This is a genomic window from Sphingomonas yabuuchiae (assembly GCF_014199595.1).
Taxonomy (GTDB): Bacteria; Pseudomonadota; Alphaproteobacteria; order Sphingomonadales; family Sphingomonadaceae; genus Sphingomonas; species Sphingomonas yabuuchiae.
In genome coordinates this window covers 86,573-108,086 of record NZ_JACHNX010000004.1, presented here as the reverse complement: position 1 = coordinate 108,086, position 21,514 = coordinate 86,573, and the positions used below count along the sequence as shown (strand labels likewise).

General features: G+C 65.0%; 16 protein-coding genes and 1 tRNA gene. 8 read left to right on the top strand and 9 right to left on the bottom strand.

Going from position 1 to position 21,514, the window contains the following annotated elements:
* Positions 1 to 129 precede the first annotated feature (129 nt).
* Both GGQ89_RS19980 and GGQ89_RS19975 read right to left on the bottom strand, forming a co-directional pair.
* The gene (locus GGQ89_RS19980; protein ID WP_240456451.1) at positions 130 to 1,854 is read right to left on the bottom strand and encodes a TonB-dependent receptor; all 1,725 of its coding nucleotides are present in this window, start codon (positions 1,852 to 1,854) and stop codon (positions 130 to 132) included.
* Positions 1,754 to 3,658 carry a TonB-dependent receptor plug domain-containing protein gene (locus GGQ89_RS19975; RefSeq protein ID WP_240456452.1) on the bottom strand — a complete coding sequence of 635 codons (1,905 nt, stop codon included), beginning with the start codon at positions 3,656 to 3,658 and terminating at the stop codon, positions 1,754 to 1,756. Before GGQ89_RS19975 ends, GGQ89_RS19980 begins: the two co-directional genes overlap by 101 nt.
* Before the next feature lie 253 nt (positions 3,659 to 3,911).
* Between GGQ89_RS19975 and GGQ89_RS07225 the strand changes: the two genes are divergently transcribed.
* The 5 genes from GGQ89_RS07225 to GGQ89_RS07205 all read left to right on the top strand — a co-directional run bounded on the left by GGQ89_RS07225 (position 3,912) and on the right by GGQ89_RS07205 (position 11,812).
* Positions 3,912 to 5,429, top strand: a complete 1,518-nt coding sequence (locus tag GGQ89_RS07225; RefSeq protein ID WP_184105246.1) for a tryptophan halogenase family protein — start codon at positions 3,912 to 3,914, stop codon at positions 5,427 to 5,429.
* Positions 5,426 to 6,895, top strand: a complete 1,470-nt coding sequence (locus GGQ89_RS07220; protein WP_184105245.1) for a tryptophan halogenase family protein — start codon at positions 5,426 to 5,428, stop codon at positions 6,893 to 6,895. The genes GGQ89_RS07225 and GGQ89_RS07220 overlap by 4 nt, the downstream gene beginning before the upstream one ends.
* Positions 6,892 to 8,505 (top strand): tryptophan halogenase family protein, encoded by a 1,614-nt coding sequence (locus GGQ89_RS07215; protein ID WP_184105244.1) that lies wholly within the window; start codon positions 6,892 to 6,894, stop codon positions 8,503 to 8,505. Before GGQ89_RS07220 ends, GGQ89_RS07215 begins: the two co-directional genes overlap by 4 nt.
* The gene (locus tag GGQ89_RS07210) at positions 8,502 to 10,304 is read left to right on the top strand and encodes a glycoside hydrolase family 9 protein (RefSeq protein ID WP_184105243.1); all 1,803 of its coding nucleotides are present in this window, start codon (positions 8,502 to 8,504) and stop codon (positions 10,302 to 10,304) included. The genes GGQ89_RS07215 and GGQ89_RS07210 overlap by 4 nt, the downstream gene beginning before the upstream one ends.
* A 62-nt stretch (positions 10,305 to 10,366) precedes the next feature.
* On the top strand, positions 10,367 to 11,812 hold the full coding sequence (locus GGQ89_RS07205; protein WP_184105241.1) for a GH1 family beta-glucosidase: 1,446 nt from the start codon (positions 10,367 to 10,369) through the stop codon (positions 11,810 to 11,812).
* A gap of 171 nt (positions 11,813 to 11,983) precedes the next feature.
* Here the strand turns inward: GGQ89_RS07205 and GGQ89_RS07200 are convergent, their stop codons facing one another.
* The 7 genes from GGQ89_RS07200 to GGQ89_RS07170 form a co-directional block, all read right to left on the bottom strand.
* Entirely contained in the window at positions 11,984 to 14,893 is a 2,910-nt protein-coding gene (locus GGQ89_RS07200; protein ID WP_184105239.1) for a TonB-dependent receptor, read from the bottom strand.
* Between the two features lie 363 nt (positions 14,894 to 15,256).
* The gene (locus GGQ89_RS07195; RefSeq protein WP_240456453.1) at positions 15,257 to 16,324 is read right to left on the bottom strand and encodes an arabinan endo-1,5-alpha-L-arabinosidase; all 1,068 of its coding nucleotides are present in this window, start codon (positions 16,322 to 16,324) and stop codon (positions 15,257 to 15,259) included.
* Between the two features lie 272 nt (positions 16,325 to 16,596).
* Positions 16,597 to 16,908 (bottom strand): hypothetical protein, encoded by a 312-nt coding sequence (locus tag GGQ89_RS07190; RefSeq protein WP_184105235.1) that lies wholly within the window; start codon positions 16,906 to 16,908, stop codon positions 16,597 to 16,599.
* A complete protein-coding gene (locus tag GGQ89_RS07185) occupies positions 16,905 to 17,735 on the bottom strand; it encodes a hypothetical protein (RefSeq protein ID WP_184105233.1) in 831 nt (276 codons plus the stop codon). The genes GGQ89_RS07190 and GGQ89_RS07185 overlap by 4 nt, the downstream gene beginning before the upstream one ends.
* Positions 17,736 to 18,557: 822 nt before the next feature.
* Positions 18,558 to 18,642 (bottom strand) — tRNA-Leu (locus tag GGQ89_RS07180).
* Between the two features lie 57 nt (positions 18,643 to 18,699).
* Positions 18,700 to 18,996: a hypothetical protein gene (locus GGQ89_RS07175; protein ID WP_184105232.1), complete on the bottom strand. Its 297-nt coding sequence runs from the start codon at positions 18,994 to 18,996 to the stop codon at positions 18,700 to 18,702.
* A complete protein-coding gene (locus tag GGQ89_RS07170) occupies positions 18,996 to 20,510 on the bottom strand; it encodes a YifB family Mg chelatase-like AAA ATPase (RefSeq protein ID WP_184105230.1) in 1,515 nt (504 codons plus the stop codon). Before GGQ89_RS07170 ends, GGQ89_RS07175 begins: the two co-directional genes overlap by 1 nt.
* A 195-nt stretch (positions 20,511 to 20,705) precedes the next feature.
* On the opposite strand from GGQ89_RS07170, the gene rpmH reads away from it, so the two are divergent.
* The 3 genes from rpmH to yidD are packed head-to-tail and all read left to right on the top strand — an operon-like array spanning position 20,706 to position 21,501.
* A complete protein-coding gene (gene rpmH / locus GGQ89_RS07165; RefSeq protein ID WP_042490346.1) occupies positions 20,706 to 20,840 on the top strand; it encodes a 50S ribosomal protein L34 in 135 nt (44 codons plus the stop codon).
* Positions 20,841 to 20,899: 59 nt separating this feature from the next.
* Positions 20,900 to 21,286, top strand: coding sequence for a ribonuclease P protein component (gene rnpA / locus GGQ89_RS07160; RefSeq protein WP_380772524.1), 387 nt, complete (start codon positions 20,900 to 20,902; stop codon positions 21,284 to 21,286).
* A gap of 2 nt (positions 21,287 to 21,288) precedes the next feature.
* The gene (yidD, locus tag GGQ89_RS07155) at positions 21,289 to 21,501 is read left to right on the top strand and encodes a membrane protein insertion efficiency factor YidD (protein ID WP_042490341.1); all 213 of its coding nucleotides are present in this window, start codon (positions 21,289 to 21,291) and stop codon (positions 21,499 to 21,501) included.
* The last annotated feature ends 13 nt before the right edge of the window (positions 21,502 to 21,514 follow it).

Here is a 21,514-nt window from a genome sequence, read left to right as displayed (position 1 = left end):
ACTTCGCTCAGGCTGAACGGATGATGGGGTTTCCCGATCAAAAAAACCGCCCGCCTCCAAAATGGAAGCGGGCGGTTTTTTGGTCGGCCATCCCGGCCGAACCCCGAAGAGTCCGGCCGGTAAACCCGATCAGAAGGTGCCGCGAAGCGCGAACGAGAAGCGGCGGTCGTTGACGATGTACGAGCGCGGCGCAGTGGCGGTCGAGCCACTGATATAGGCCTGCTCGGTCCGGACGACCTGATTGGCCAGGTTCACGCCCTGCACGCCGATCTTCAGATACTTGTTCAGGTTGATGAACGCCGACGCGTCCAGCTGCCCGCCCGCATCCTGATAGATGGAGGTGTACGGGAAGATCACGTCTGCCGGGGTCAGCAGATACTTGGAACGCCAGTTATAGGCCGCACGCAGCGAGATCGGGCCCTTTTCGTAGAACAGCGCGGCGTTGACCGTGTGCTTCGACAGACCTTCAAGCGGGATGTTGCCCGGCTTGATGTTCGACGTGCTGGCAGGCGCGCCACCGTTCAGGAACGAGTTGGGCAGGCCCGAGCTGTCGATATAGGTGTAGCTGCCGCTGGCACCGAACCCGCTGAGCAGACCCGGCAGGAAGTCGAAGGTCTGCTGATAGGCAACCTCGACGCCCTTGATCTTGCCGGTGCCGTCAAAGTTGGACGGCCCGCGGACCAGCACCGACTGGGTGATGCCGTTGCTGGTGATGTTCCGGTTGGTGACCGACTGGTAGAAGAAGTTCTTCACCGACTTGTAGAAGACGTCGACCGACAGCTGACCGACGCGGGCGAAATACCACTCGACGGTGGCGTCGAACTGCCACGCGGTCGCGGGCTTGAGATACGGGTTGCCCGCCGTCGCCGTGATCTGCCCGCTATTGGCGTCGAAGCCCAGCTGCAGGAAGTTGCGGATGTTCGCAAAGTCCGGACGGGTCATGACCTTCGACGCCGCCAGACGCAGCACCACGTCGCGCCCGATGCCGAACTTCAGGTTCGCGCTGGGCAGGAAGTAATGATACTGGCTGCGCGCCGTATCGGGCAAGGTCACGCCGGTCGAGAAGGCGGCGATATTGTTGTAGGCGGCCTCACCCAGCTGACAGATGCCGGTGGGACGACCCGTGACGACCGAGCCATCCGGACGCGTCGTCGTCGTGATGGCGCAGCGGCTGGCGAAGGCGTCGGTCGTACCGGTTTCCTGGCGCGTCGGTGCACCGATCGAGCCCGACGATGTTACGTTGGTCAACACATAGCGAACGCCGACATTGCCGCTCATCCGCACATTGCCGAACAGATTGCCCGGCGTCGCGAAGTTCAGCTGCGCATAGGCATTCTTGTCCTGCTGATCCACCAGCTGGATTTCAGACGGCAGGTACGGCGTACCCGCGACGACGCCCGCACGCTGCGCCAGCGGTGCAAAGACGGTCGGCGGATTGGCGTTCGCCGCCGCCAGATCGCCTGCCGCATTGGCCTGCGCCTGCGTCTGGCCCGCCGTCAAAGCAGCCGAAACCGCACTGGCACGCGCCGCATCGCGGACACGCTGCTGCCACGTCTGACCGATCGAATTGAAGAACGCCGCTGACTGGCCATACTGGCCGGTCAGATTGCCATCATAATAATATGCGCCCGACGGACCGTTCGCTGCGCCCCGGAAGAAATTGGGGAAGGAATAGAAGCTGCTGTTCGCCGACTGATCCGCGAACGACACCGGATTGGCGCCGCCGCCCCAGACTTCGCTGAGCGCACCCCAATTATAAGTGGTGTAGCGTACTTCGGACGCACGGTCGGCATAACGCGCGCCGAACTTGGCGTGCGTGATAGAAGCTGCCGTCGTCGAACTTGTAGTCGACATCCGCCTTGAAGGCGTATTCACGACCCTTGCTGTCTTCGAGATGGTCCATCGCCGCGCGCCAGAACTGGACGTTGCGGTTGGCAAAATACTGCGCGTCGTTCTGCTGGTTCAGCGTCGGGTTCGGCGTCGCCCAGCTCGCCTGGAGCGTCGAGGGCTTGTGCGGGATCACGACCGGTAGATTGCCGCTCAAATCCAGCTCGGAGTCGGCGAAGGTCGAACCGAACACCCGGAAATCGGTGCTGGTCTTCTTGGCGCGGGTATAGTCGCCATCCAGGTTGACCGACCAGTGATCGTCCAGCTGAGTCTTCAGGTTCAGACCGAAATCGGTGACGGTATTCTCGTCGCGGGTCATACCGCGCGCCAGCGACTGCTGCGTACCGCCGGTCGGGACCCAGCAGGTCGCCTGACCGCTGCATGCCGAGCGATAGCCATTGCCCGGCGCGGTAATGTAGCCCGACTGGAACAGGCCGCCCGCGTCATAGACGTAATTCTTCGTCGAACCGGTCGGGCACTGCGCGATCGTCGAGCCGCTGGGGCCAGCGTTGTTCTGGACGCAACCAATCGGATAGGTATTATATTCCGACAGATCCGGCGCGGTCTCGAAGGTCCGCTCCGAGGTATTGTTGACCGTGTGCGTACGCAGGAACTGCGCGGTCAGGACGGTCCGCTCGTCGGTGCTCTGCCACTGACCGGCCAGCGCGATACCGTCACGCTTGCGGTCGAACTCCTGCGTCGCGAACTGGCCGCCGATGGGTGCATAGCGCAGTGATGCCGGATCGAGGAAGCCGTCCGCACCCGGCGTGCCAGCTGTGCCGCAAGCCGCCGCATTGGCGGGCAGCGTGGTCTGGTCGACCGTGCCGGGCAGCGGGTTGCGGCAGTTCTGCGCCGTGGTCGAGTTGGCCGCCAGCGCCAGCGTGTTGTCGCGGGTCTGGATGTTGGTGATGCGGATGCTGTCCGCGCGGCTCTGCACGCGCGAGTACGACACGTTGCCGAGCAGGCCGAAGCGGCCGATACCCGTATCCCAGGTATCGCTGACGAACAGCGAGCCGGTCGGCGACCACTTCTTCTTGAAGTCGCCATAATTGCCCTCGGCGGTGAAGCCCAGGTGGAAGCCCTTGTTATCGAACGGCTTGCGGGTGTTCAGGTTGACCGTACCGGCCAGGCCGCCCTCGATCAGTTCGGCGGTGGCGTTCTTGTACACCTCGACCGAGCCGAGCAGTTCGGCGGGGACGTCCGAGAAGTTGATCGCCTGGCCGCCGATACCGGCCGAGAAGGTGTCGCGCCCGTTGAACTCGGAGCGGACGAAGGTCAGGCCGCGCACCGCGACGCCCGAGCCTTCGACCGAGAAGTGGTCGGGATCGTTGGCGGCGGCGAAGCGGCTGATCGACACGCCGGGCACGCGCTGGAGCGCTTCGGTGACCGAACGGTCGGGCAGCGCGCCGATGTCGGACGCGGTGATCGCGTCGACGACGGTGTCGGAATTGCGCTTGATCGACTGCGCATTCGCCAGGCTCTGGCGGATGCCGGTGACGACGACTTCCTTGCCGCTGTCGATGTCATCGCCCGCGGGCGGCTGCGCGCCGGGGGCCTCGACACTGGCGCTGGTGCGCGGCGTGGCCGAGCCGGCCGTACCCTGGCCTGCGACCGCGCCGGTCGGCGAACTGGCGCTCTGGTCGGGATCGGTGGTCGTCTGCGCGAAGGCGGGCGTGGTCAGCGCGGCGATGCACAAAGCACCGGCCGAAGCGCCGAGCAGGAGCCGATTAAAACGATTGGCATTGGCAGTGAGCGGCGCAGCGCTGCGCATGATGGTCATCCCCCCCTTGTCGCGCGCCCCATGGCGTCGCTTGGTTCGGTCGCGATCGTGCCTTTCGACACGTTTCACAGACTCATGATTGCGCTACCAGCAACATTTCGACAAGATGTTTAACTTAAAGAATGTCCGATCCGGGACAAGGTGCGACATTCCTGCCACGCTCCCCCTGTCGGTGGATTGCGGCAGGACCCAACGCACGGCATGAAATGAGAAATTGGCCCGGGAATCACCGGGTCGGGGGTGGATGACGAAAGTGACAAACGACGTGGTGCGGGTCGTCATTGTGGGCGGCGGTACGGCGGGCTGGATGGCCGGCGCGGCCCTGACTCGTCTTCTTTCGGGACAATGCACGGTCCGCCTGATCGAGTCCGAGGCGATCGGTGTCGTTGGCGTCGGCGAGGCGACTCTGCCCCATATCCGCTCCTTCAACGAACGCCTGGGAATCCCCGAGGCGGAGTTCATGGCGCGCACCCGGGCCACCTTCAAACTGGGCATCGAGTTTCGCGATTGGGGCCGGATCGGCGACAGCTATATCCACCCCTTCGGCACGTTCGGACGCGGCGCGGGGGCGATCGATTTCCACCATTACTGGTCGCGGCTGGCACGCGAGGGACAGGATCTGCCACCGCTCGACCAGCTATCCTATGCCTGTACCCTGGCGCGTGAGGCGCGGTTCGAGCATCCCGATCAGGGCCGGGGCGGCCTGACTTCCACTTTCGGCTATGCCTATCAATTCGATGCGCTGTTGTTCGCCCCCTATCTGCGCAGCCTGGCGGAGGAAGCGGGTGCGGTGCGCACCGAAGGCATGGTCGTCGATGTCGAGCGCGACGGCGAGAGCGGGCTGATCCGTTCGGTCACGCTGGCCGATGGCGAGCGGGTCGAGGGCGACCTGTTCATCGATTGCTCGGGTTTCCGCTCGCTGCTGCTGGGCCAGACGCTGGACGAGCCGTTCGAGGACTGGTCGAAATGGCTGCCGACCGACCGCGCCGTCGCCATGCCGTGCCGGACCGAAACGGCCGTCACCCCCTATACCAGCGCGATCGCTATGCCTGCGGGCTGGCGCTGGCGCATCCCGCTCCAGCACCGGACCGGCAATGGCTATGTCTATGCCAGCGACTTCATCAGCAACGGCGATGCCGCCCGCGCGCTGGAGGAAGCGGTGGAGGGCGAGAAGCTGGCCGAGCCGCGCCTGTTGCGCTTCAAGGCCGGGCGACGGCGGCGAAGCTGGGTCGGCAATTGCGTCGCCATCGGGCTGGCCAGCGGTTTCCTGGAACCGCTCGAATCGACCAGCATCTATCTGGTGCAACAGGCGATCACCGCACTGATCGAGCTGTTCCCCGGCCGCCAGATGGACGCGTCCGACCGCGACGAATTCAACCGGGTCATCGATCTGGAATATGACCGGATCCGGGACTTTCTGATCCTGCATTACCACGCCACGTCGCGCGACGATTCGCCCTTCTGGAACTATGTCCGCACCATGGCGATCCCCGACAGCCTGGACGAAAAGCTGGAGCTGTGGCGCCGTCGCGGCCGGGTGGTGAAGTATCGCGAGGGTGTGTTTCTGGATGCCAGCTGGATCGCGGTGTATCTGGGCCAGGGCATCCTCCCCGAAGGCTGGGACCCGCGTGCCGATGTGGCGGGGACCGGCGATCTGGTCCAGGCCGTTCGATCGCTTCGCAGCGAGATCGCTGCTGAAGTCGCCAGGCGGCCCGATCACCGCGCCTTTCTGGAACGCTATTGCCCGATGGTGGCGGCATGAGCGCGCCGATCCGCCATGTGCTGGTCGCGGGCAGTGGCCTGACCGCCTGGAGCGCCGCCGCCGCGCTGAAGCGCCGCGCACCGTTCCTGGACGTCACGCTGCTCGCCACCCCGGCCGCCCATGACGCACTCGCCGACCGGATCGCCTGCACCCTGCCTTCGCTGCCCGGTTTCCATGCCGATCTGGGCATCAGCGAGGATGACGGGGTGACGCGCACCGGCGCGGGCTATCGGCTGGGCACGCGCTTTTTCGGCTGGGCGGAGGGACTGCCCGACTATGTCCATGCCTATGGCAGCTATGGCCACGCCATCGGTCCGGCGGCGTTTCACCTCCATTGGGTCCGCGCGATGCGCGACGGCCGCGCAGCTCCGTTCGACGCCTATTGCCCGGCGGCGCAGCTGGCGCGAGCGGGTGGCTTCATGCCGCCGTCACCGGGCACGCCCTTTGCCGGGCACGACTATGGCCTGACGCTCGACCTCCCCCGCCAGGTGGCGATGATGCGTGCCTTTGCCCTGCATGTCGGGGTCCGCGAGGTCACGGATTCGATCACTCAGGTGCAGGTCGATGCGACCGGCCATGTGACCGCTATCGCAGTGCAGCATGGCGCGCCTCTAACTGCGCATCTCTATATCGACGCGACCGGCCCCGCCGCGCTGCTGCGTGGCAGCATCGACGATGCGTGGCAGGATTGGCGCGACTGGCTGCCCTGCGACCGCGTGCTGCTGGGCACGCAGGTGTCGGGCGAAGGGGCACCGGTGCTGACGCCCGCGACTGCCCATGCCGCAGGCTGGCGCTGGTCGAGCGGCGAGCAGGTCGGCATGGCCTATGGCAGCGCACATCTGTCCGATGCCGATGCCGCCGCGATGCTGGCACGTGACGGGGCCGTGTCCGACGCCCCCATCGTCATCCGCCCCGGCACGCGGGCCCGGGCCTGGCGCGGCAACTGCATCGCGATCGGCGACGCGGCGACGCAGGTCGAACCGCTGGAATGGTGCAATCTGCATCTGGCGCTGAGTGCGATCGACCGGCTCGTCACCATGCTGCCCGACACCGCCATGGCCGAGGTCGAGGCCGCCGACTTCAATCGCCAGACCCTGGCCGAGGCGGAGCGGGTGCGCGATTTCCTGGCCGCGCATTACCGCACCGCCCGCCGCCCCGAGCCGATGTGGCAGGCGGTGGCGCAGGCCGAACTCCCTGCGTCGCTGGCGCATACGCTCGGCCAGTTCGGCGAACGCGGCCGCCTGCCCTTTTACGAGGAAGAGACCTTCACCCGCGACAGCTGGGCCGCGATCCTGCTCGGGCAAGGCTATCTTCCCCGTCGTATCGACCTCCTGGTCCACGGCGTCCCTGCGCCGCAAGTCGATGCCGCCATGGCGCGGATGACCGACGCGATTGCCGCCGCCCTTCCCCATGTTCCGGCCCATGCGCAGTGGCGCGCGGCCCAGATGAGGCGCCTTGCCCGATGACTCCCCATTCCGACCATTTGATCCGCCGGGTCGTCATCGTCGGCGGCGGCACCGCCGGATGGATGGCCGCCGCCGCTTTCGCCCGGCTGCTGAACAACTGTTATACCCATGTCACGCTGGTCGAGTCCGAGGAGATCGGCACGGTCGGCGTCGGCGAGGCGACGATCCCGCCGATCATCACCTTCAACCAGATGCTCGGCCTGGACGAGAATGACTTCCTCGCCAAGACGGCGGGCACGTTCAAGCTGGGCATCGAGTTCGTCGACTGGGGCGACAAGGGCGAACGCTATATCCACCCGTTCGGCCGCCATGCGCAGGATCTGCAGGGCGTGCATTTCCACCAGCTCTATTTGCGCGAACGCAGCCGTCGCGCCCTGCCCGACATTGCCGAATGGTCGATGAGCGCGGTCGCGGCGAAGGCGGGCAAGTTCGGCCGCGCCAAGCCCGATGCCCGCTCGCCGATCCGCGAACTGTTCTACGCCTTCCATTTCGACGCCTCGCTCTATGCGCGCTATCTGCGCGGCTATGCCGAACGGGGCGGGGTGACGCGGATCGAGGGGCGGATCGACGCGGTCAACCTGCGGGCCGAGGATGGTTATGTCGAGGCGGTGACGCTGGCCGATGGGCGGCGGATCGAAGGCGACCTGTTCATCGACTGTTCGGGCTTTCGCGGCCTGTTGATCGAGGAGGCGCTGGGCACCGGCTATGAGAGCTATGCCCAGTGGCTGCCCTGCGACCGCGCGGTCGCGGCGCCATGCGCGCTGCCCAATCCGGCCGAGCCCGATCCCTTCACCCGCGCCACCGCGCGCGATGCCGGGTGGCAATGGCGCATCCCGCTCCAGCACCGGATGGGCAATGGCTTGGTCTATTGCAGCGACTATCTCGATTCCGAGGCGGTCGAGGCACAATTGCTAGGCAGCCTGGAGGGCGAGTTGCTGGGCGATCCCCGCCACCTACGCTTCACCGCCGGGCGGCGGCGGCAGAGCTGGAACCGCAACGTCGTGGCGCTCGGCCTGTCGAGCGGTTTCCTGGAGCCGCTGGAATCGACCAGCATCCATCTGGTCCAGGCCGCGATCCAGCGTTTGGTGGCGCTGTTCCCCGACACGCGTTTCGACCCCGCCGAGCGCGACGAGTTCAACCGCCAGATGCACGACCTGTATGAGGATGTGCGCGACTTCATCATCCTGCATTACAAGGCGACGCGGCGCGACGACACGCCCTTCTGGAACCGGGTGCGCACCATGGAGGTGCCCGAGAGTCTCGCGCGCAAGATGGCGCTGTGGTCGGGCAAGGGGCGGCTGTTCCGCGAGGGCTATGACCTGTTCAGCAACCCCAGCTGGGTTGCGGTCTGCCTGGGCCAGGGGTTGGTGCCTCAAAGCTGGGAACCCGCCGCCGATGCGCTGGACGAGGATCTGGTCGCCCAGGCGCTGGAGCAGATGCGCGCGGGTTATGCCGATACCGCCGCACGGATGCCGAGCCATGGCGATTTCCTGCGCATGACCGCCCCCTCTCCGCTGGCCCCCGCCATGACGGCGACGCGTGGCGGGCAGGACGGGTTCGACTTCGCGCGGACGAGCGGCACGGTGCAGGCCAAGGGCCCGCTGCTGTGACGCGCGTGATCCTTCCGCTGCTGGCTTTGGCGGCGACCGGCGCGGGGGAAACGCCGGGGCCGCATCTCAACCAGATCGGCTTCCGCCCCGACACCGCCAAACGCGCGATCGTCGCACAGGACGGCGCACCCCTGCCCTGGGAATTGCTCGACGAAAAGGGTCGTACGGTTGCGCAAGGCAATGCCACGGTCTTCGGCCCCGACGCCGCCTCGGGCGATACGGTGCAGCAGATCGACTTCGGCACGTTCCGCACGCCCGGCACCTATCGGCTGAAGGTCGATGGCCGCACCGGCCATGCCTTCACGATCGCGGCCGATGTCTATCGCCCGCTGTCACGCGCCTCGCTCAATTTCTTCTACCAACAGCGCGCAGGGGTGGCGATCGATGCGCGGTTCGCTGGTGGCAGCCAATGGGCGCGCGCGGCGGGGCATACCCATGAGGTCGTCACCTGCTTCAAGGGGCTCGATCAGGCGGGCACCGACTGGCCGGGCTGTCCCTATACGCTTGACGTGACCGGCGGCTGGTATGATGCGGGCGACCAGGGCAAATATGTCGTCAATGGCGGCATCGCGTTGTGGATGCTGCAAAATCTCTATGAGGTGGATGCCGCCTCTCCCCCCTTCCCCGATGGCAGCGCCGCACTGCCCGAGGCGGGGAACGGCATTAACGACCTGCTCGATGAGACGCGTTTCGAAATGCGCTTCCTGTTGGCAATGCAGGTACCCGACGGCCAGACCATGACGCTGCCGCTCGGGCGACAGGGGCGCGGGCCGTTGCGGCTGACGCCGGTGGATGCGGGCGGCATGGCGCATCACAAGATCGCCGACCGCCACTGGACGACGATTCCCACCCCGCCCGCCGACGATCATGAGGAACGGCTGCTGTTCCCGCCCAGCACGGCGGCCACGCTGAACCTCGCCGCCACCGCCGCGCAATGTTCGCGCATCTGGCGGGGGATCGACGACGACTTCGCCCGGCGCTGCCTGGTGGCGGCGGGCAAGGCGTACCGGGCGGCGCTGCGCAACCCGGACGTCTATGCCGCGCAAGCGTTCGACGGCAGCGGCGGTTATGGCGATGGCGAGCTGTCCGACGAGCTCTATTGGGCGACCGCCGAGCTTTATGCCGCCACCGGCATGCCCGAACTGGCGGAATCGCTGCACAAGATGCCGCTCCATGCCGCCCCGCTGACCGGCGAGGCGAGCTGGGGCAGCGTCGCCGCGCTGGGTACGATCACGCTGGCGACCGCGACGGGTGTCCAGCCCGTCGAGCGCGCGGCGGCCCGCGCCAAGCTGGTCGCGCTGGCCGATCGCTTCCTCGCCGAGGAAGCGCGGTCGGGCTATCGCATCCCTTATGCGTCGACCGCCTATCGCTGGGGATCGAACAGCGTGCTGCTCGGGCGTGGGCAGGTGTTGGCGCTGGCGGCGCGTTTCACCGGCGAAGCCCGCTACCGCGACGGCGCGGTCGATGCGATGGACTATGTGCTGGGGCGCAATCCGCTCGACCAGAGCTATGTCAGCGGGTTCGGGTGGAAGCCGATGCAGAACCCGCATCACCGTTTCTGGGCGCATCAGTTCGACGCCAAGCTTCCCGGCCCGCCACCGGGCGTGCTGAGCGGCGGGGCGAACAGCACCGTCTTTCCCGAACCGGCCTCCGCACCGCTGAAGGGCAAGTGCATCGGCCAGCGATGCTGGATCGACGACGCCCGCGCCTATGCGCACAACGAGGTCGCGATCAACTGGAACGCGCCGCTCGTCTGGCTGGCCACCGATCTGACCCGACCCCTGCCCGCCCGCCCCTGACGGCGGCGACAGGCTTCATTCACCCGAACATCGTCACAAAGAGCTACAGAAGAGGACAAAATATGGACCGTCGTAATTTCATGAAGAGCGGCATGGCGATGGGCGGTGCCGCCCTCGCCACCGGCGGCGGCACGCTGGCCGCCACGCGCGCGGCGGCTGCCACGGCGTCGGACCTCAGCTTTCCCAAGGATTTTCTCTGGGGTTGCGCCACCGCCTCCTACCAGATCGAAGGTGCGGTCAAGGAAGACGGGCGCGGCCTGACCAACTGGGACGTGTTCTCGCACACCCCCGGCAAGGTCGCGAACAACGATACGGGGGATGTCGCCTGCGACAGCTATCACCGCTATAACGAGGACATCGCGCTCCTGAAGAACCTGGGCGTGAAGGCGTATCGCATGTCGATCGCCTGGTCGCGCATCTTCCCCGAGGGGCGCGGCAAGTTCAACCAGAAGGGCCTCGACTATTATAACCGCGTGATCGACGCGCTGCTGGCGGCGGGCATCCAGCCCAACGTCACCATGTTCCACTGGGACCTGCCGCAAGCGCTGCCCGGCGGCTGGCAGAATCGCGACACGGCCAAGGCGTTCGCCGACTATGCGGGCTTCATGGCGGGCAAGCTGTCCGATCGCGTCCACCGCTTCATGACGGTCAACGAGCTGCGCTGCTTCACCGATCTCGGTCACATGGTGGGCATTCATGCGCCGGGCCTGAAGCTGCCCCAGGGCCAGGTGAACCAGGTCCGCCACCATGGCTGTCTGGCGCACGGCCTGGGCGTCCAGGCGATCCGCGCCAATGCCAAGGCGGGCACGGAGGTCGGCATTGCCGACAATGCCAGCATCTTCGTCCCCGTCATCGAGACGCCCGAGCATATCGAGGCGACCAAGAAGGCGATGCGCGAAGAGAACGCGATGTTCCTGACCGCCGTGATGGAGGGCAAATATACCGACGCCTATCTGAAGAGCGCCGGGGCCGATGCGCCCAAGGTGCAGGCGGGCGACATGGCCGCGATCGCAAGCCCGCTCGATTTCGTGGCGCTGAACATCTACACGCCGACCTTCGTGAAGGCGAACCCGGAGGATCCGCGCGGCTATACCCCGCTGCCGCATCTGCCCAACTCGCCGCGCATGGCCTCTCCCTGGCTCTATGTCGGCCCCGAGGCCGCCTATTGGGGCGTGCGCGCGGTCAGCGAGATGTGGAACCCCAAGGCGATCTACATCTCGGAGAACGGCACCTCGGCCGACGACAAGCTGAACGACAAGGGCCTGGTCGATGACGGCGACCGGATCATGTATCTGCGCAACTATCTGGGCCAGTTCCGCCGTGCGGCGGCCGAAGGCTATCCGCTCAAGGGCTATTTCCTGTGGAGCCTGATGGACAATTTCGAATGGGCCGACGGCTATGGCCTGCGCTTCGGCCTGCACCATGTCGACTATGCGACCCAGAAGCGCACCCCCAAGCTGAGCGCGCAGTGGTATAAGGAACTGATCCGGCGCAACGCGCTGGTCTGATCCGAACGCCGGACGAACAGGAAACCCCGCCGGTCGCAGGACCGGCGGGGTTTTCCGTGCGCGTCATCCGGCGCCCACAAAAAAGGGCAGAGACGGCGTGATGCCATCCCTGCCCTGTAAGGCTCCGTTGGGGGATAATCGCGGGGTGGGCCGCAACCCACCCCGATCCGGTCAGAAGCGGAAGCGCAAACCCGCGCCGTAATAACGGCCCTCGTCACGCACGTCGCGCGGATAGGACAGGCCGTTGCCATAGCTGCGATAATTGTTGAACGGCTTGGCCAGAATATTGGCCACATCGAAGGCCACCGTGATTTCCTTGGTGATGTTGTAGTTGAAACCGAAATCGAGCCGCTGGATGCGGGTCGTGCCCTCACCGTTATAGAAACCATCGCCGTTGATGAAATTGCCGTTCAGATACGCATCGCGGTTGTTGAATGACAGGCGGGTCGAGACATCGCCCTTCTCATAGAACAGAGCGATATTATAGGTCCACTTCGACAGGCCGGGGATCGGCACGAACGGCGGCGCGGTGGTGCCGCCGGTCGAGGCGAATAGATTGGCCGGGTATTGCTGCGTCCCTTCCAGATAGGTGACGTTCGCCTGGACGCCGATACCGCTCCACAGCCCCGGCAGGAAGTCGAAGAAGGTCTGGCCACCCACTTCGATGCCCTTGATGCGGCCCTTGCCCGCATTTTCCGGACGGCTGATTTCGATCAGGCCGTAAACGGGGTCGATGGTGCGGTTGATGTAATTGTCGATGAACCCGTCGAGATCGCGGTAGAACACGGCCGCCGTCAGCGAGGCGGTCGGCGAGAAATAATATTCGACCGTCGCGTCATAGTTGTTGGAGATCAGCGGGCGCAGATCCGGATTGCCGCCGCCGCCATAGGCGTTGGGCCGGGTGTTCAGCCCCGCCGGGAAGCGCGGGTCGAGCGGCTGGTCGGGAACGACCTGCTGCGTATTCTGGGTGATGTTCAGGGCTGGGTTCAGCTGGTTGAACTGCGGTTTGGTCCGCGTCTTTGTTACGCCGAAGCGAATCTGCAGCTTGTCGCTCGGCCGAATGCGCAGCGAGATGTTGGGCAGGATATCGACATAATTGGCGCGGGTGCGGCGCACCTCGCTGCGGCGAACGCCGTCGAACAACACCGTCGAGATACCGCTATATTCGCCCACCGTGTTGACGACGCGGGTACCGATCATACCGTCGAACCGGATCGAGCCGATGTTGAACTCGTATTTCGCCTGCCCATAAAAGGCATAGGTCTGTTCGGTGGCATAAAAGGCGGCCAACGGGTCCAGCTGAACCTCGGGCGTGGAGAAACGGTTCAGCGCGTCGCGATAGCCCTGATCGGCGGGATTGCCCGCCACCAGCCGCTGCAGCGCGTCAAAGGCATATTGGCGAAGCTGCGGCGCATTGCCCGCAATGCCGTCACGCGACGGCATCAGCCAGCTGGTGAAGCCCTGGTTGCCGCGGAACGCATTCTGGGTCAGCGCTAGATTGCCCACCGGCACCTGCGCCAGCGGGATCGCCAGCTGCTCGGTATAGGCATAGCGATTGCCGCGCTTCAGCGACGCGTCGCGATCGGTCCAGCGGATACCGAATTGCAGCTTGGGGAACAGCGACAGATCGGTTTCCAGGTCCACGTCGGTGCGCCATTGCCACCCCTTGCCCTGCACGCGGTAGGTCGCCTCGAAATAACCGCGCCAGATATAGTTGGCCGGATTGGTGTTGTCGAAGCCCGGCAGGTCGAACGACACGCCATCGTTGACGAAGAAATTGACGTTCGCGACCGGCGCCCTGGAGAAGGCCGTGTCGAAGCTCCACTCGTCAGAGCCATATTGCGAGAAGGTATAGGCCAAGTCGGTCGACAGATGCGCACGACCGATATCCCATTTGGCGCCGCCCGCCGCCTGATACGTGTCCGTGTAACCCTTGACCGTGCTGCGGAACGCTTCGGGACGATAGCCGCCGGTCTTGGTCAGGCTTTGCACCTGCAGCGGCTCGCCGGGACGCAGCACGACATCGCTCAGCGTCGGATTGCTGTCGAGCAGCGGGACACGGAACCAGTCGTTCGCGACTTCGCCGCGATAGCTCTGATAGAGGAAGTCGTAATAGAGTTCGAGATTGTGCGCCGGACGCCACTGGACACTGGCATTCATCGCCGGGCGCCAGCGCTTGCCGCTGTCATTATAGACGCCGACCGCGGTCGGAATCTGGAAGTCGCGGCCGACCGAGCTCGGAAGGATGGTCGTCCCGGCCGTCGGCTTGTTCGTATTACCCTCGCCCCAACGGACCGCGTTGCGGTACTGCGCCTGGGTATAGACGGCGTTGATCAGCCAGCCGATCTCACCGATGGGGGTTTCGGCACGCTGGCTGAGGAGCAGGTTGCCCAGCGGATCGAACTTTTTCGACTGGTCGTTATAGGTACCGCGAACGCCGCCCGCGATCGTGAAGCCCTTTTCGAAATCGAACGGCCGACGCGAACGCACGTTGATGAGGCCCGCGAGGCCGGGCTCGAGCAGATCGGCGGTGCCCGACTTGTAGACTTCGAGACCCGCCAGCGCACCCGCCGGGAAATCCTGAAGCGCGACGCCCCGGCCTTCGGCGGTGAAGATGTCGCGGCCGTTGAAGGTCGTCGCCACGTCGGGCAGACCGCGGACCAGCACCTGCGTCACTTCGTCGCTGTAGCGGCTGACCTGGATGCCGGTCACGCGCGCCAGCGACTCGGCCGCCGTATTGTCGGGCAGCTTGCCGATGTCCTGCGCGACGATCGCGTCGAGGATCGCGTCGGAATTCCGCTTGATCGCCTGCGCCGAACCCAGGCTGGCGCGGAAGCCGGTGACGACGATGTCGCGCGGATCGGCCGGTGTTTCGGACAGGCCGGTGGTCGAGGCCTGGACGGGGCTGCGGTCCGGCACTTCGGCGACATCCTGACGAATGCCGACGGCGGTCTGCGTCTCGATCGGCGCGTTCGGATCGGCGGCTTGGGTCGTCTGCGCGTCGGTCGACGTCTGGGCCATGGCGGGCGCCGCCAGCAACGCCCATGGCGTGACGGACAGCAAAAGGACGTGACGCTTCATCAGATTTCCCCTCATGTTGGCCCGAATTTTCGGTGCCGGTGACGGGACGATTTGTCTGACTAACGCCAACCGCGTCAAGCCGAACGTTACAAAAATTTTATACGCTCTTCAGATAGTGGATTTTTGGTCACATGCCCTGGAGCGAGCGCGAAAAGATGTTAGCGCTGCCAAAATGCTATTCTGATTACAATTCAGTGCAGTAGGATCGAGCCCCCACGCCCGTTCCGTTAGCCTTTACTTGTCCGTCTTTTAGGCTGAAACGCGAGGCTTGTCTGCGTGCCGACCCTCGACCACCGATGACGAGCGCAACCCGATGTATCAAAATTGGGCATTGGAGCACCCGCCGCCGAATCGACGGCATGGTCAGGACGCCGCCTTCTCCACGACCGGCCATCCCGCCTCGTCCCAGTAAAGCCGTTCGATCCGTAACGTCGCCACACCCCCGGCGGCCGCGTCATAGGCATGGTGGACCAGATAATGGCGCCCATCGCGGTCACGCATCACGCCGGCATGACCCGGCCCGCGAAAGCGATCGCGCCCTGCCGCATCGGCCTGAAGAAGCATCGTTCCGCCACCCTCGCGCATCGCCCGGCCCGAGCGGTCCACATAGGGGCCCTCAATCGACCGCGCGCGCCCGATGCGCAGATGGTAGCTGCTTCTGGTCCCGCGACAGCAAAAGTCGAACGACACGATCAGCCAGTACCAGCCGTCATGATCGATGATGAAGGGGGCCTCGATCGCATTGGTCTTGTCGCCCAAATCGCGCCGGGCGATCATTCGTGGCTTGGCGCCGGCGGCAGGCTTGCCGCTCCACGGATCGAGCCGGATCAGTTGGATTCCGCCCCAGAAACTTCCAAAGCTCAGCCATTCGCCGCCCTGGCGATCACGCACAAATGCCGGGTCGATCGCATTATACGGATCGCCCTCCCGCGAGGCGATGACCAGCCCCTCGTCCCGCCAGCCATAGCCGGGTGCGTCCGGATCCAACGTCGTGGCGGTCGCCAGGCCGATCGCCGAATGCTGCGTGCCGAAGCGGGAAACCGAGTAATATAGCCGATACCCATCCCCGACCCGCGCCCCGACCCGCGCCCCGACCTGCGCGATGTCGGGAGCCCACATCTCCCGCGCGCCGGGCACCGCTGCCCTGGCCCAGTCCGGCAGATCGGGCAAAGGCGACGGCAACGGCGCCCAGTGCCGCAGGTCGCGCGAAGTCCGCGCCACCAACGGCTGCCGGTCACGCTGACCCGTCGAATAGACGTAATAACGATCGCCCTCGCGGATCAGCACCGGATCATGCGCCGGCACGATATCGCCCGACAGAGCCGTTTCGCGCGGCGCCGAGATCAGGGCCTTGCTGCCCAATGCCACCGCGCCGACGAGCACCATGGCCCGCAACAGATATAGGCTGCGCGATCGGCCCAATTGGCGCATGACGAAACCCCCGTTCCTCGCCCGGATCATGAATTCGCCCGGCGTCCTGATATAACCGAATTATAGTCGGACATAAATCAACGCAAGTTGCGCAACGATGCGTAACACTATTCTCCGGCTACACCGAAGATTGCTGGAGTCCTCCAAACGACTTTGGGCCCCAGAGTGCTGGACCATCTTCATTGGTTGCCCTCGCCGGCCTCGCACGGCCCGAGGCTGTACGAGATGCGAGCTCGCCTCGCCGCCCGTATTTCATTCCCTGATACCTTGCCTCAATCCCTCGCTTCGCGCAGGGCATCGAGTTCTGCCAACCGCACCGGATCGTCCGCCGCCAGCGCCTCTTCGAGGTAGAAGCCATAAGGTATGTCGCGCACCAACTGCCGCGCTTCCTCGCCATATCCTTCGGCAATGACAGGAAATGCATCGACCAACTGGCGGAGAAAGCCTTTGTCCATATTCTCAAGCTGCCATCCAAGCATTCCCATCATCTTCTCCCCGGTATGAGGATCAAGATCGTCTTCGGGAGTGAGTTCGACGAAGAGGACATATTCCGCTATGATATGCGCGACTTGTTGAGCGATCATGGCTTGACGACCTTTACATGAATGTTGCTGACGTTCATCCTTCGGAGCAATTTGAGCGCCTTGACCTTCTGAACCGGCGTCGGAACCTCCCAAAGCCCGATCAGACGATTCTGCGCCAATACCTCCGACTGCCGCAGGACCTGAGCGCGTGCATTCGCCATGTTTCTTACGCTCCACTTGCGATCAATCACGTAATCGCCTTGGACGCCATCGAATTTTACAGGTCGCTGCGACCCGTCTGGCATGGTTCGCGTCAATGTCGGCGCATGACCGGATCGCGCGCCAGCAGCAGAATCATTATATGATTTCCAAGGCTTGTCCGATTTGATCGTTTCTTTCACCCAGCCGATCTGCGGAGGGTCGAATGTCGGACGCGGCCTCATCACGCGAAGACGGCGGACCGCCGCAACTTTGGAGAGCCCAGCCCCAGGCGCCGCCGCAAGTGCGACATTTCCCGCAACCGTCGCTGAGGCACGGCCAATATCCCGTGCAGAGGCATGGGAGACAGCGGCGGCCGCCCGCGAAATCTGGATTCGAGCAGGAATATCCTCCGCAGCGATCGCGGCATCGATCCTATTCGCAATGCCGCTGGCAGCGTCGCGAACCGTCACCACCGGGTTCGTCGTCAGTACGGCCTGAATATCCGCGACCGCTCCCCTCCCGACGTCATAGAGCCCTTCACCGACGCCACCGACAAACTCGGCAACGGGATTCGGGTGCTTAGCGGATCGCGCGCTTCCGACGGGTTTCGTCTCCGCACTCGATAGACCAAGCCGTTCGGGCTTTTTGGCTTCTCCCGTCGCCGATCCTTGCCGCGACAGTCCCACCTTCGGCAGGGCTATACGCTGCGACTTGCCGCTTTCTCTCCCAGGGCCCCGAGCCACGTGTCCCGTTCGGCCCAAGGTGCGGCCACCTGCCTTCGGAATCGCATCGCCAGCACCTGCGGCTTCCTGGCGCCCTGCCCCCGCAGAGGTAAACCGGCCGTTCGCCGGATCGTGCCATGGGTTGAATTTGAGCTCAAGACCGTCAGGCCCCAGCGCTTGCGGCAGCCTACCTGTTCGCAGCCACCATGAAAAAGCACGTGCCTCCCTATTCTTAGACGCCTCTGCCATATCGCCCCCGCCCTTTCACGGAACATATATAGAACCGACGGCGAATTGTCAATGTTGCCCATCGTTCGTCCGACAGCTTAACATTATAGCTGTGTTTTCAATCGGCTATACACTTGCCGCGCTGCTGCTTCAGGATAATATGCTAATACTCGAAGAAGCCCATCTTCGTTCGACTGGCTTCGGATTAGACTGCTGCGCCTGCAAATGTGCTATCGAACCAAAGGTCGCAACGGGCCCGTTTGGCCCCGCCCATCTCGTTCGTAGAGTTAATATGCCAACAGCTCTTCGCAACGAGCCATGAAGTCGTCGATTCGAACAGGATCAGGCAGCAAATCAACGTCTACTTGCCGAATGCTCTTTAACGCCGTCCTGAAATATCAAGCGGCCGTGGATCACGAATGGCCGTTAGCGATCTGACGATCGCCGTCTTTCGCCGCTTTCCGATGCGATCTGGGTCAGTGAGGGAACGACAGATGGTTCGCTTGTCAGTCGAACAGATAAGCTTATCGCAATATCGACATCTTACACTCGGTAAGATGGTGCCCCTGGCCGGACTCGAACCAGCATGCCTTGCGGCGTTCGATTTTGAGTCGAATGCGTCTACCAATTTCGCCACAGGGGCAGCGAAGAGGCGCTGCTAGACGAGGGTGATGCGAGGTGCAAGCGCCGATTGTCGGGATCAGGGGCAATCGTGCAGCGCCACGCATACGAAGACCACGAGCGTGTAGAGCAGGACCAGGACAATCGCTGTCAGGTAAAGCGGTAGGATCAGGGCCTTGGTTCGGTTACGCCCAGGCAGCATCCAAAGGCCGATGAGCCCAGGTACGGATGCCAACGCCGCAAGAGCATAGAGGAGCGCGGGCGCGCCAAGTCCAGACCCTACGGGATCGGACCAGAGGATAGCCAGCCACGTCAGCGGCGGCCCGAACGCCATCAGCAATATAGCGGCGATCCCGCGCGCGGCCTTGCCCGCCATCAATTCACCGGTGGCCGCTGGCGATAACTCAGCGCCTCGGCGACATGGATACGCCCGACCTGCTCCGCCCCCGCCAGGTCGGCGATGGTCCGAGCGACGCGCAGGACGCGGGTATAGCCACGCGCGGTCAGGCGCATTCGCTCGGCCGCCTCGACCAGCAGGGCGCGGCCTGCATCGTCCGGGGTCGCAAAGCGTTCCAGCCATGGCCCGTCCGCTTCGGCATTGGTCCGGATCGTCACGGCAGCATCGCGGTAGCGTTCGGCCTGAAGCGCGCGTGCCGCCGCCACCCGCGCGGCGACCGTCGCCGATGATTCGGCGGCGGCGGGAGCGAACAGGTCGATGGCGCGAACCGGCTGGACCTCGACGGACAGATCGATTCGGTCGAGCAGCGGCCCGGAAATCTTGGCTTGATAATCCGCCGCACAGCGCGGGGCACGGGCGCAGGCCAGCGCGGCGTCACCCAGATGGCCGCAGCGGCACGGGTTCATAGCGGCGACCAGCTGCACCCGTGCGGGGAAGGTCACATGCGCGTTGGCGCGCGCGATGCTGACCGTGCCGGTTTCCAGCGGCTGGCGCAGCGAATCGAGCACGGCACGCTGGAATTCGGGCAATTCGTCGAGGAAGAGGACGCCCAGATGCGCGAGACTGACCTCGCCAGGCCTGGCCTTCAAGCCGCCGCCGGTCAGCGCGGCCATCGACGCTGAGTGGTGCGGCGCGCGGAAGGGCCGCATGCGGGTCAGACGCCCTCCGGCCAGCGTTCCGGCAACCGACTGGACCATCGAGACCTCGAGCGCTTCGGCCGCATCGAGCGGCGGCAGGATGCCCGGCAGGCAAGCGGCCATCAGCGACTTTCCCGACCCCGGCGGACCGCTCATCAGCAGATTATGCCCGCCAGCCGCCGCGATCTCCAACGCGCGGCGGGCATTTTCCTGCCCCTTCACCTGCGACAGGTCAGGGCCGGGCACGCCCTCCTCCACCAGTCCGCCCTCGGCGGTCGGCAGGACGGAATGACCTTTCAGATGGTTGATCAGCGAGAGCAGGTCGGGCGCGGCGATCACCGCGCCACCGCCCGCCCAGCTCGCTTCGGCCCCTTGCGCGGCAGGACAGATCAGCCCCTTGTCGATCGATGCGGCATGGATTGCTGCCAGCAGCACGCCCGGCGATGGACCGATCCGGCCGTCCAGCGCCAATTCGCCGACGACGACATGATCGGCGAGCAATTCGGCATCGACCACCCCCATCGCCGCCAGCAACGCGAGCGCGATGGGCAGGTCGAAATGCGATCCCTCCTTGGGCAGGTCGGCGGGCGACAGGTTCACCGCGATCCGCTTGGGCGGCAGCGCCAGGCCCATGGCGGCGATGGCGGCGCGCACCCGTTCCCTGCTCTCCCCCACCGCCTTGTCGGCCAGCCCGACCAGATTAAAGGCGGGCAGCCCGGCGATCAGTTGCACCTGCACTTCGACGGCACGCGCCCCCAGCCCCAGATAGGCCACCGTGGACACGATCGTCGCCATGCAAATCCCCCTGTACGGGCGCTCCCCTGCCCGCTTATGCTTCCTGCAAAGGATGCTGGCCGACCGCAAGGGGCATAGGTGCGTGTCGGGCGTGCACAGCGGATTGACTTGAAAGCCCGCTTTGCGTAAGCGGCTTGCCACCAAGGCCGTCCTCGTGGCGGCCGTTTTTATTCAGACGTATCCAAGGAATGAACGATGAAGCGTACCTTTCAGCCGAGCAATCTGGTGCGCGCTCGCCGTCACGGCTTCCGTTCGCGGATGGCCACGCCGGGCGGCCGTGCCGTGATCCGCGCGCGTCGTGCACGCGGCCGCAAGAAGCTGTCGGCGTAATCACGACGCTGACCCGCCGCCGCGATTTCCTCGCGGCCAATGGCGGGCGACGCGTGGCGATGCCCGGCTTCGTGCTGCAGGTTCGCCCGCGGGATGACGGTGACGCTACGATTCGCGTCGGCTTCACCGTCACCAAGAAGATCGGAAACGCGGTCGTTCGCAATCGGATGAAACGCCGGTTGCGGGCGCTCGCGCGCGATCTGTTGCCGGAAAAGGGCATAGCGGGCGCCGATCATGTCCTGATCGGACGGCAAGGCGGGATCGAGCGCGACTATCAGGCGCTCACCGCCGAGTTGGCCAAGGCGCTGACCCGCGCCGCCTCGCCCGATACCGGCGGCCATGACAAGCCCCGCGAACCGCGCGTGCATCATGGTCGTGGCAAGGGGCGCAGCCCCCGTGGCGGCGCGCACCGCCAGCCCGCATCGCCGACCCAAGAGCCCGCGTGACCCTGTTCGCGCGGGCCTTGATCCTGATCGCGCGGGGCTGGCAACTCGGCCCTTCGCTGATCCTGCCGCCCACTTGTCGCTATCAACCCTCCTGTTCGGCCTATGCAATACAGGCCATTGGCCGCTATGGCGCGGTCAAAGGGGGCTGGTTGGCGCTCAAGCGCATTGCGCGGTGCCATCCCTGGGGCGGGCACGGACCCGACCCGGTCCCCTGACACTAACGGGGTT